Annotated in this window: 10 protein-coding genes and 1 riboswitch; all 10 genes read right to left on the minus strand. The window is 69.4% G+C overall.

Translation table 11 applies throughout. From position 1 onward, the window contains the following. Positions 1 to 944, minus strand: a 944-nt coding sequence (locus FWJ67_RS09825; protein WP_414482760.1) for a GAF domain-containing protein, incomplete at its 3' end; no start/stop codon positions are given. Positions 945 to 1,058: 114 nt separating this feature from the next. Further along, positions 1,059 to 1,144, minus strand: a riboswitch (cyclic di-GMP riboswitch). Positions 1,145 to 1,219: 75 nt separating this feature from the next. After that, the gene (locus FWJ67_RS09830) at positions 1,220 to 2,266 is read right to left on the minus strand and encodes a DUF4384 domain-containing protein (protein WP_414482187.1); all 1,047 of its coding nucleotides are present in this window, start codon (positions 2,264 to 2,266) and stop codon (positions 1,220 to 1,222) included. 142 nt (positions 2,267 to 2,408) lie between these two features. After that, positions 2,409 to 4,451 carry a sodium-translocating pyrophosphatase gene (locus tag FWJ67_RS09835; protein ID WP_414482186.1) on the minus strand — a complete coding sequence of 681 codons (2,043 nt, stop codon included), beginning with the start codon at positions 4,449 to 4,451 and terminating at the stop codon, positions 2,409 to 2,411. Between the two features lie 102 nt (positions 4,452 to 4,553). Next, complete coding sequence (secG, locus tag FWJ67_RS09840; protein ID WP_304174562.1) at positions 4,554 to 4,775, minus strand: preprotein translocase subunit SecG; 222 nt, start codon at positions 4,773 to 4,775, stop codon at positions 4,554 to 4,556. Positions 4,776 to 4,894: 119 nt separating this feature from the next. After that, positions 4,895 to 6,193 carry a phosphopyruvate hydratase gene (eno, locus tag FWJ67_RS09845; protein ID WP_304174560.1) on the minus strand — a complete coding sequence of 433 codons (1,299 nt, stop codon included), beginning with the start codon at positions 6,191 to 6,193 and terminating at the stop codon, positions 4,895 to 4,897. Beyond that, positions 6,190 to 6,978 (minus strand): triose-phosphate isomerase, encoded by a 789-nt coding sequence (tpiA, locus tag FWJ67_RS09850; protein WP_304174558.1) that lies wholly within the window; start codon positions 6,976 to 6,978, stop codon positions 6,190 to 6,192. Before tpiA ends, eno begins: the two co-directional genes overlap by 4 nt. Before the next feature lie 2 nt (positions 6,979 to 6,980). Then, complete coding sequence (locus tag FWJ67_RS09855; protein WP_304174556.1) at positions 6,981 to 8,174, minus strand: phosphoglycerate kinase; 1,194 nt, start codon at positions 8,172 to 8,174, stop codon at positions 6,981 to 6,983. Between the two features lie 31 nt (positions 8,175 to 8,205). Further along, positions 8,206 to 9,210 carry a type I glyceraldehyde-3-phosphate dehydrogenase gene (gap, locus tag FWJ67_RS09860; RefSeq protein WP_414482185.1) on the minus strand — a complete coding sequence of 335 codons (1,005 nt, stop codon included), beginning with the start codon at positions 9,208 to 9,210 and terminating at the stop codon, positions 8,206 to 8,208. Positions 9,211 to 9,255: 45 nt separating this feature from the next. Further along, positions 9,256 to 10,341: a sugar-binding transcriptional regulator gene (locus FWJ67_RS09865; protein ID WP_304174553.1), complete on the minus strand. Its 1,086-nt coding sequence runs from the start codon at positions 10,339 to 10,341 to the stop codon at positions 9,256 to 9,258. Positions 10,342 to 10,422: 81 nt separating this feature from the next. Further along, positions 10,423 to 11,071: DNA-binding protein WhiA (whiA, locus tag FWJ67_RS09870; protein WP_414482761.1), on the minus strand; the 649-nt coding region annotated here is incomplete at its 5' end.

Consider the following 11,071-nt stretch of genomic DNA (forward strand, 5'->3'; position numbering starts at 1 on the left):
CCGCCCACCCGCACGGGCACGCAGAGCTCGGCGCGCACCTGGGGCGCGATGGGGATGTACCGGGGATCCCGGCGCACATCGGGCACCAGGAGGGGCTGGCCGTCCCGGGCCACCGTGCCCGTGATGCCCGCCCCAATGGGGACGCTGATCCGCTCCACATCCGGCCCCAGACCGTGGTAGGAGGGGTGGGGCCGCAGCGTCCCCGTCGCCTCATCGACGAAAAGGAAGCCCACATCGTCAGGATAGAGGGTGGAGGCCAGGATCTCCGTCACCCGCCGGATCCACGCGTCCGCGTCGGTCGCCGCCGTGTCCGCCTCCACCACCTGGTGGAGGACCTCCAGCTCCAGGGCCCGCTGCTCCCACCCCCGCTCGGCCTCCCGGAGTTCCCGGCGCAACCCGGCGGCCACCGCCCCCGCCACCACCATAAAGCCGCCCGCCAGCGCCAGGACCGCCAGGGGGTAGGGCCGTCCCCGCAGGAGGATCCAGCCCGCGGCCCCGGCCGGCGGCAGGGGGCTCCCCCCGAGGGCCGCGGCCAGGCTGACCAGCCCCAGGCCCACCAGGATGGCCACCAGCCGGCCCGGGAGGACCACTCCGGCCAGAGCCGGGTGTAGGGCAAAAAGGAGCAGGAAGGGACTGGAGGCCCCACCCGAGGCGAAGACAGCGCACCCGAGGATCACCAGGTCGATGGCCAGCTGGGCCGCGACAATGGGGACCAAGCGCTGGGGGTGCTCCTGGACCCGATCCCCGGCCAGGAAGACCACCAGCGCCGACGCCCCGTTCACCCCGGCAGCCAGGACGAGGAGGCCCAGAACCCGGCCAAGAGGAACATCGGTGAGCCGGTGGAGGAGGATGAGGGCGGCCAGGACGATGCCCATGCCCACCCAGTGGATCTGGACCGCCCGCCGATGGGCCAGCACCATGCTAGGGAACGCGGATGAGGGCATCTCCACCGCCTCCGTCAGCCCGGCGCCTCGGCGGAGCGGCCTGCCGAAAGACCCATCCCGTTCCCCAGCTGCGCGCGAGGACAGGCCTCCAGGGTCGGTTGTCGTGAGGTGCGATTCGGCAGCTCGGCCCGCATGAGGTCTCCCTCGAAGCGCCGCAGCTTTGCGCCCCCGGCTTTCGCACGGGTTTGCCGTTTCGTCGGACCCCAGACCCCTGGGTTCCCCTCACCTTCCATATCGGCTAATGAGACAAATTCCTTGACCTGGGCCAGGGCCCCCTAGAACTGCAGGGCCACCCCCAGGACCATCCCCCGCCGCACGTGGTACCCCACCCAGGTGTACCCCGGCCCCTGCCGGAAGCCGGCCCCCAGGAGGAAGGTCGGCCGCACCCTCGTCTCCGAGCGGAACGGGGGCGAACCTCCGTACGCCCACGCCTGCCAGGCGAGCCCCACCCCCGTCCGGACATCGAAGGAACCGGATCGCACCAGGGTGAACCGGCCATACAGCTCCGTCTCCGGCCCCCGCTGGTACCACCCCGGATGGGGCTCCTCCCCCGTCAACCGGAGGCTGAAGCCCAACCCCAGGTCGGGGCTGCCCACATCGCCGCCGAAGCTGAAGATGATCCGGTGGGGCTCATCCGGATCGGGGCCCCAGCCCACATCCAGGCCCAGGTGGACCGAGGGCTCCCACGCTTTCGGCTTCGCCGGCGGAGCTGGAGCCGGCGGGGGCGGCGGGGGCGTGGGCCGGCCCACCCGGAAGGAGGTCCAGGCGACCGCCCAGTCATCGGCCGGCACCGTCCGGAGCTGGGAGCGGACCTTCGCCTCCAGCAGGCCCGCCGCGCCCAGGTCGGGGAAAGGCTCTTGGGCCCAGGCCCCCTCCCGGCTCAGCTCCAGAGGGGTGCGGCTGGCGATGATCTGGAGGTACTCCACCCCCGGCGGGCCCGCCGCCTCGAAGGCGTAGCCCCGGCGGGGCAACCGGTGGGTGCCCGCCCGGACCCGGTTCTGGCGGTCGAAGCGGTTGGGGAAGAGGAGAGAGACCCGCCCGTCGGCATCCAGGTTGTAGATGTAGACCCACGCATCCCGGTTGAGCCCGAAGCGGATGGTCACCTCGTCCCCCAGGTCGTACCGGCGCTGATCCGTCTCGATCCAAACCTCCAGCTCCCCCGGTTCGGGCTGGACGATGATCCCCAGGGGGAGCAGCTCATCCTCCTGCGCCTGCGCGTCCCCCACGCCCAGCCCCCACCCGGCCACCATCAGAGCGAAGAAGAGGAGAAGCTTCACGCCCCACCCACGCCAGACCTGGCCCAAAGATCCTCCTGTCCTCATCCACCCCATCCCTTCCACCCGCCCCACCCTCTTACCCTACAGTACGCCGGCCCGGCGCACCCTCCTTGGTCGGGGTGGCTGGGCCCGTCCAAGAAAGGGAACGGCCCCCGGCTCTGGGAGCCGGGGGCCTGCCGAACCGAGGTCAGCCGATGAGACCGCTGCCGAAGAGGGGGGCGAAGATGATGGAGACGATGGCCATCAGCTTGATCAGGATGTTCAGGCTGGGCCCTGCGGTATCCTTGAAGGGGTCGCCCACGGTGTCGCCCACCACCGCCGCCGCATGGGCGGGCGTCCCCTTGCCGCCGTGGTGGCCCTCCTCGATGTACTTCTTGGCGTTGTCCCAGGCCCCGCCGGCGTTGGCCATCATTAGCGCCAGGAGCACGCCGGAGGCGGTGGCGCCCGCCAAGAGCCCGCCCAGGGCCTCCTTGCCCAGGATCAGGCCCACGACAATGGGCACCAGGACCGCCATGCCGCCGGGCGCCACCATGGAGCGCAGGGCGGCGGCGGTGCTGATGTCCACACACCGGGCGTAGTCGGGCCGGGCCGTCCCCTCCATCAGGCCCTTAATCTCCTTGAACTGGCGGCGAACCTCAGTGATCATGGCGTTGGCCGCATGGCCCACCGCCTGCATGGCCAGGGAGGAGAAGATGAAGGGGAGGGTGGCGCCCAGGAGCAGGCCGATGACCACCCCCGGGCTCAAGAGGTCGAGGCCTCCCAGCTGCGCGGCCTGCGCGTAGGAGCTGAAGAGGGCCAGGGCCGTCAGGGCCGCGGAGCCGATGGCGAAGCCCTTGGCCATGGCCGCGGTGGTGTTCCCCACCGCATCCAGGTGGTCCGTCACCTCACGCACCTTGGGGTCCAACTCGGCCATCTCGGCGATGCCGCCGGCGTTGTCGGCGATGGGTCCGTACGCGTCCACTGAGACGGTCATGCCGGTGGTGGAGAGCATCCCCACCGCCGCCAGCCCAATCCCGTACAGCCCGGCCAGGGCATAGGCGATCCCAACCCCGATGGCCAGGAAGAGCATGGGCAGGACGGTGCTGGCCATCCCCACCGAAAGGCCGGCGATGATGTTGGTGGCCGTGCCGGTCACCGACTGCTGGGCAATGCCCTGCACGGGCTTGTAGTCGTAGGAGGTGTAGTACTCGGTGATGAGGCCGATCAAGACCCCCACCACCACCCCGGCGGCCACGGCCCCGAAGACCCGCACCCCCTCACCCGGGAGGAGCCAGACGGACGCCAGGTAGGTCCCGATCAAAGCCAGGATGGCGGCGGCAAAGGTCCCCCGCCGCAGGGCGCCGGCCGGGCCCCGGTCCACCCCCTGACGGACGATCCAGCCCGCCAGGATGGAGGCGATGATGCCCACCGCGCCCGTCACCAGAGGCAGGTAGATGTAGCCCAAGGAGACCCCGGAGCCGGCCACCCACGCGGCCCCGATGGCCATGCTGGAGATGATGGAGGCGACGTAGGACTCGAAAAGGTCGGCGCCCATACCGGCCACGTCACCCACGTTGTCGCCCACGTTGTCGGCGATCACCGCCGGGTTGCGGGGGTCGTCTTCAGGAATGCCCGCCTCCACCTTGCCCACCAGGTCGGCGCCCACGTCGGCCGCCTTGGTATAAATGCCACCGCCCACGCGGGCGAAGAGCGCGATGGAACTGGCCCCAAAGGCGAATCCGTTCACCACGTTGAAGGTGACAGGATCCGAAGCGCGCCCGAAGAGGGCCACCACCAGAGCCACCCCCGCCAGGCCCAGCCCCGCCACCGTCAGCCCCATCACCGACCCGCCGGCGAAGGCGACACGCAGCGCCCGCCCCAGGCCCTTGGTCGCCGCCTGGGCGGTCCGGGCGTTGGCGTGGGTGGCGGCCTGCATGCCGATGAAGCCAGCCAGGGTGGAGCAGATGGCCCCCAGCACGAAGGCAATGGCTGTCCGCGGGTCCATGGAGGCCGGCCAGAGCAAGCCGGACAGGAGGATGACCGCCGCCACGATCACGACAAAGTAGACGAGAATACCGTATTCACGCCTGAGGAAAGCCATCGCGCCCTCATGAATGGCGCTCTGGATGGAACGCATGCGCTCATTCCCAGGAGATTCGCGCAGAATGCCGCGGAAATAGGTGAGCGCCACCAGGAGCGAGAGCAGGCCCGCCCCGATGCCAGCCCATGGCGCCCATGAGGCAAGTTCCATCAACAACTCCTCCCTGATGAATGAGATGAGAGCGAAGATTGGTTTGGCAAGATACCAAAGAGGGCGAGCCGAAGCCCGCCCCCCACTGCGTTGCCGGACCTCTTAGGCGACCAGCGCGAGGCCCACGGCAAAGACCATGAGCAGAATGCCTAAGACCGTCATGGCCTGCTCCAGGAACCGGTCCAGGCCCTTGCTCTGCTCAAAGAACATCTGGGCGCCTCCGCCGATGGAGCCCAAGCCCTCGCCCTTGCTCCGCTGCAGAGCAAAGACCCCCATAAGCAGGATCCCGACGATCAACTCCAAGACCATCAGCGCCGTGGTCACGCCATCGCCCCTTTCCGCCCGCGGCACGTCCCTTCGGACAGACCACGCGGCCATTGTAACACAGGCCTTCCAAGGCTGGCAAGAATTCGGAAAACGGCGGGTGACCCGCCGTTTCCCCGTTACGAGGAGCTCTTCTCCCGGGCGGGGCCCACCTTCAGGGCGTTCCACCCGGCGTAGCGGGCCTGGTCGGCCAGCTCCTCTTCGATCCGGATCAGCTCGTTGTACTTGGCCACCCGCTCGCTCCGGCTGGGCGCGCCGGTCTTGATCAGGCCGCAGTTGGTGGCCACGGCCAGGTGGGCGATGGTGGTATCCTCCGTCTCCCCCGAGCGGTGGGAGAGGATGGCCGTGTAGCGGGCCCGGTGGGCCATGTCGACGGCCTCCAGGGTCTCGGTCAGGGTGCCGATCTGGTTCACCTTGACCAGGATGCTGTTCCCCACGCCCGCGGCAATCCCCCGGCTGAGCCGGCGGGTGTTGGTGACGAAGAGGTCATCCCCCACCAGCTGGACCCGGTCCCCCAGGGCCTTGGTCAGCTGGGCCCAGTCGGCCCACGCCTCCTCGTCCAGGGGGTCCTCAATGCTCACGATGGGATACTGCTCGATGAGGCGGGTGTAGAACTCGATCATCTCGTCGGCGTTCCGGGTCTTCCCCTCGCCCGGGAAGCGGTAGACGCCGTTCTCGTAGAGCTCGCTGGAGGCCACGTCCAACGCCAGGGCGATGTCCTCCCCCGGCTTGAAGCCCGCCTTCTCGATGGCCTCGACGATGACGTCGAGGGCCTCCTCGTTGGACCGTAGGTTGGGGGCGAAGCCGCCCTCGTCCCCCACCGCGGTGGAGAGCCCCTTCCCCTGGAGGACGCTCTTCAGGGCGTGGAAGACCTCCGCGCCCATCCGGAGGGCGTCCCGGAAGGTGGGGGCGCCGACGGGCATGATCATGAACTCCTGGATGTCCACCGTGTTGTCCGCGTGGGCCCCGCCGTTGAGGATGTTCATCATGGGAACGGGCAGGGTCCGGGCCAGGGTGCCACCCACGTACCGGTAGAGGGGCAGGCCCGCCGATTCGGCCGCCGCCTTGGCCACCGCCAGGGAGACGCCCAAGATGGCATTGGCGCCCAGGTTGCCCTTGTTCTCCGTGCCGTCCAAGTCGATCATGGCCCGGTCGATGGCCACCTGGTCCGTCTCATCCAGGCCCACCAGCTCCGGGGCGATCCGCTCGTTCACGTTCTCAACGGCCTTGAGAACGCCCTTGCCCAGGTAGCGATCGGCGTCGCCGTCCCGGAGCTCCACCGCCTCGAACTTGCCCGTGGACGCGCCCGAGGGCACGGCCGCCCGGCCGAAGCTCCCATCGTCCAGGTAGACGTCCACCTCAATGGTGGGGTTGCCCCGGGAGTCCAAAATCTCCCGCGCGTGGATCTGCTCAATCATGCTTCTCCGCCTCCTTGCCGGCCACCGGCCGCGGCGGCCATGGCCACGAAGCCCTCTGCCTCCAGGCTGGCCCCGCCCACCAGGGCCCCATCCACCTGGGGCTGGGAGACGAACTCCGCCACGTTGGCCGGCTTGACGCTTCCTCCGTACAGAATGCGCACCGCCTCAGCAACTTCGGCCGTAAAGAGCTCCCCAACCTGGTCCCGGATGAGGCCGGCCATCCGGTTGGCCTCCTCGCCCGAGGCATGCTCCCCGGTGCCGATGGCCCACACCGGCTCGTAGGCGATAACCACCTGGCGGGCCTGCTCAGGGGTGAGGCCCGCCAGCGCCGTGCGGACCTGGTTGGCGACGGTCGCGTCCGCCCGGCCCGCCCGCCGCTCCTCGATTCGCTCGCCCACACAGAGGATGGGCCGCACGCCGTGCCGGAGGGCCGCCTCCAGCTTCCGCCGGACCGCCTCGTTGGACTCGCCCAGCACGTGGCGGCGCTCCGAGTGGCCCACGATCACGTAGCGGCAGCCCAGGTCGACGAGCTGAGGTCCCGACACCTCGCCCGTGTAGGCCCCCTCATCCTCCCAGAAGAGGTCCTGGGCGCCCAGGGCGACGGGTGAGCCGGCCAGGGCCCGGCTCACCCGCTCCAGGTGGACGAAGGGTGGGCAGACGACCACCTCCACCTGGTCGGACACGGCCTGCGCGGCCAGCCCGCTGGCCACGCCCCGGGCCAGGGCCTCGGCCTGGTCCAGGGTCAGGTGCATCTTCCAGTTGCCGGCCATGAGTGGGCGCCGCATGGTCATCCCTCCGTCCGCGCAGCCAGGGCGGCCACCCCGGGCAGGGTCTTCCCCTCAAGGAACTCCAGGGAGGCGCCGCCGCCGGTGGAGACATGGGTCATCCGGTGGGCCACGCCCATCTGCTCCACAGCCGCCGCCGAATCACCCCCACCGATGATGGTGACCGCGTCGGCCTGGGCCATGGCCATGGCCACCGCCCGGGTGCCCCGGGCGAAGGGCTCCACCTCGAAGACGCCCAGGGGCCCGTTCCAGATGATGGTTCGGGCCTTGCGGACCTCGTCGGCCAGCAGCTTGGCCGTCTCCGGCCCAATGTCCAGCCCCTGCTTGTCCGCGGGGATCTGATCCGCGGGGACCACCTGGGTCTCGGCATCGGGCGAGATCTCGCTGGCCACCACCACATCCACGGGCAGGAGGAGCCGCACCTGCTTCGCCTCCGCCTGCTGGATCAGCTGGCGGGCCAGCTCCACCCGCTCCTCGTCCAGGAGGGACTGGCCCACCTCATACCCCTTGGCCTTGAGGAAGGTGTAGCCCATGCCGCCCCCGATGGCCAGCACATCCACCTTGTCCAGGAGGTTCTGGATGACGCCGATCTTATCCGAGACCTTGGCGCCACCCAGGATGGCCAAGAAGGGCCGGTTGGGGTTCTCCAGGGCGCCGCCCATGATCTGGATCTCCTTCAGCATGAGGAAGCCGGCGGCAGACGGAAGCAGGCGGGCGACCGCTTCCGTGGACGCGTGGGCCCGGTGGGCGGCGCCGAAGGCGTCGTTCACGTAGGCATCGGCCAGGGATGCGAGCTTCTGCGCGAAGGCGGCGTCGTTCTTCTCCTCTTCCGGGTGGAACCGGAGGTTCTCCAGGAGGAGCACCTCGCCTGGCTTCAAGGCTTGGGCCGCCGCCTCCGCCTCCGGCCCCACGCAGTCGTTCACCTTCCGGACGGGCCGGCCCAGGAGCTCCCCCAGCCGGTCCGCCACGGGGTCGAGCCGGAGGCTCTCCACCACCTGGCCCTTGGGACGGCCCAGGTGGGACATGAGGATCACCGCCGCCCCCCGGTCCAGCAGGTGCTGGATGGTGGGCAGGGCGGCCCGGATCCGGGTGTCGTCGGTGATGGTCCCGTCCTCACTCAGGGGCACGTTGAAGTCGACCCGGACCAGCACCCGTTTGCCTTCCACGGGCAGCTGGTCGACCGCCTGCACCTGCATGGCTCTCCCTCCTTGGCCTGGAGCTTGGGGCTCAGTCACGGGCCGCCATGTACTTGATCAGGTCCACCACCCGCATGGAGTAGCCCCACTCGTTGTCGTACCAGGACACGGCCTTGACCAGGTTGCCGTCGATGACGTTGGTCAGGCTGGCGTCGATGCTGGAGGAGTGGGGGTCGCCCTTGAAGTCCATGGAGACCAAAGGCTCCTCCACGTAGGCGAGGATGCCCTTCATGGGCCCTTCGGCCGCGGCCTTGAAGGCGGCGTTGACCTCCTCGATGGTGGTCGCCTTCTCCACCACCGCGGTGAAGTCCACGATGGAGACGGTGGGCACGGGCACCCGCATGGCGTAACCGTCCAGCTTGCCCTTCAGCTCAGGCAGCACCTTGCCCACCGCGCTCGCGGCCCCGGTAGTGGTGGGAATGATGTTCTGAGCCGCCGCCCGGGCCCGGCGCAGGTCCTTGTGGGGCAGGTCAAGGATCCGCTGGTCGTTGGTGTAGGCGTGGACGGTGACCATGAAGCCGTGCACGATGCGGAAGTTGTCGTGGAGCACCTTGACCATGGGGGCCAGGCAGTTGGTGGTGCACGACGCGTTGGAGACCACATGGTGGTTGGCCGGATCGTACTGATCCTCGTTGACGCCCATGACCACCGTCAGGTCCTCACCCTTGGCCGGGGCGCTGATGATGACCTTCTTGGCCCCCGCCTCCAGGTGCCACGCGGCCTGCTCCCGGGTGCGGAAAACACCGGTGGACTCCACCACGTAGTCGACGCCCAGATCCTTCCAGGGCAGCTTCTGGGGCTCCCGCTCGGCGAAGACCTTCACGTGCCGGTCGCCGATGCGGAAGCCGTCCTCCGTCGCCTCCACCTTCTCAGGGAAGCGGCCGTGGACCGAGTCGTACTGCAGCAGGTGGGCGAGGGTCTTGGGATCGGTGATGTCGTTGACCGCCACAACCTCGATCTCAGGATCCTGGAAGGCGCCCCGGAACACCAGTCGACCAATACGACCAAACCCGTTGATCCCAACACGGATCGCCATCTTTTCGACCTCCTCGTGTCGCTGAACCGTCCTCCGTGCCTGCCGCTAGGGTGCCCCGATCCCTGCTTCCGAGATCTCGGCGCGCAGGGAGAGCCGCCGCCGGTCCCGCCCCTCCAGGATTTCGAGAAGGGTCCGGGCCGCTCCCTCGTCGGTGATGAAAACATCCTGGCCGCCGCTGGAGATGACGGCCAGGGAGGCCTCCGCCTTGCTGCACCCGCCCCCCACGGCCACCACATGGGTGATCTGGGGGACGTCCTCGTGGCGGATGCCCACCGAGCTGGTGGTGTAGACCACCCGGCCTTCCCGGTCGAAGTAGAAACCGAAGGCCTCCCCCACCGCGCGCCGCTGCCGGAGGAGACGGATGGTCTCCGCGGGCAGCCCGCGGCGGCGGGCCATCTCCTCGGCCGGACCAATACCGTGGAGGAGGACATCGGCTCGCTTGATCTGTTCGAGCAACTCCCGGATGCGGGGCTCCGCCTGGACGGCCAGGACCGCCTCCTCCCCCAGGTCGTCGGGGATGTGCAGGAGGCGGTATTGGGCCCCTAGCCGCTGGGCGATGCGGGCGGCGACGGTGTTGGCTTGGAGCTCAACCTCCTCGCCGAGACCACCCCGGGCAGGCACCACGGTGATGTCCAGCGGTTCCCGGCTGGTGGGGAGGCTCTCGGCCACCTCGGCCAAGGTGGTCCCCCCCGTTACGGCAAGGGTCATACCGGCTTGGAGGATGCTCTGCAGATACTGGGCGGTGGCTCGGGCCAGCTCCTTTTTGACCGTCGGATCGTGATCTGAATCGCCTGGCACGATGATGATCCGCTTGAGGACCAGCCTCCGTTCCAGCTCCCGCTCGAGCTGGCTGATCCCCCGGAAGTCCCGGAGGTACTCCCGGAGGCTCTTGAGGATGGCCTCGCCCTCAGGGGTGATCCGCATCCCCTCGGGGTCGGAGACGATCAGACCCTGACGCCGGAGGAAGTCCATCTCTTTCCGGACCAGCCGCTCCGGCCAGTCCAGGTAGGCGGCCAGGGCCCGGCGTCCTACCGGTTGAGCGAAGGAGATGTGCTGGAGCAGAAGGTACCGGCGTTCGATGAGCTCCCCAGCCTCCGGCGCGATCCGACGCAAGAGTCCTGAATCGTCCACTTCCCGCTCCCCCCCGGGATGTCGGGCGTCCCGACGCGGGCGAAAATGGTCCCGGTCACGGACCGAGACACCACCCCTTCTCTATTCTCCCACGGGGGGCTCCCTCCTCCCCCGCTCCTGGGACGGGCTCTCGGGCGTCTGATCGAGGCCGGCCAGGCGGAGGAAGCGGCCCATGTGGTACTGGACAGCCGACTTGGAAAGAGGCGGCTCCAGCAGCTGGCCCAGCTCCCGCAACGAGAGATCGGGGTGGCGGAGGCGCGCCTGGGCCAGCGCCTGCTGGACCGGCGAAAGCTGGCTCAGCTGGCCCCTGGCCTGGAGGCGGTGGATCGCCTCGATCTGCCGGAGGCTGGCCGCCACCACCTTGTCCAGGTTGGCCGTCTCGGCGTTGACGATCCGGTTGACCCGGTTCCGCATCCCTTTGAGGGCCCGGCTGTTCTCCAGCTCCAGCACCGCCCGGGAGGCCCCGATCACCTGGAGGAAGGCGACCACGTCATCGGCGCCCTTCAGGTAGTGGAGCAGGCTCCCCCGCCGGCGGCCCGAGCCGGCGTGGAGGCCGCACTCCTCCAGGAGTTGGCCCACCAGGGCATGGACGGCGGGGCTGTCGCAGACCAGTTCCAGGTGGTAGGGCCGGCCCGGCCGGTTGACGGAGCCCCGGGCGAGGAAGACGCCCCGCAGGTAGGCCCAGGGGCAGTCAGCGCCGTAGGTGGCCGGGTGGGGGAGGGGTTGGGTG

Origin of the sequence: Limnochorda sp., from assembly GCF_047459355.1 — a bacterium.
GTDB lineage: Bacteria > Bacillota > Limnochordia > Limnochordales > Limnochordaceae > Limnochorda.

Bases quoted from the DNA above. Each gene is read 5' to 3' on its own strand.
- FWJ67_RS09830 (WP_414482187.1), bottom strand. From the start codon at position 2,266: ATGAGGACAGGAGGATCTTTGGGCCAGGTCTGGCGTGGGTGGGGCGTG.
- FWJ67_RS09835 (WP_414482186.1), bottom strand. From the start codon at position 4,451: ATGGAACTTGCCTCATGGGCGCCATGGGCTGGCATCGGGGCGGGCCTG.
- eno (WP_304174560.1), bottom strand. From the start codon at position 6,193: ATGATTGAGCAGATCCACGCGCGGGAGATTTTGGACTCCCGGGGCAAC.
- tpiA (WP_304174558.1), bottom strand. From the start codon at position 6,978: ATGCGGCGCCCACTCATGGCCGGCAACTGGAAGATGCACCTGACCCTG.
- FWJ67_RS09855 (WP_304174556.1), bottom strand. From the start codon at position 8,174: ATGCAGGTGCAGGCGGTCGACCAGCTGCCCGTGGAAGGCAAACGGGTG.
- gap (WP_414482185.1), bottom strand. From the start codon at position 9,210: ATGGCGATCCGTGTTGGGATCAACGGGTTTGGTCGTATTGGTCGACTG.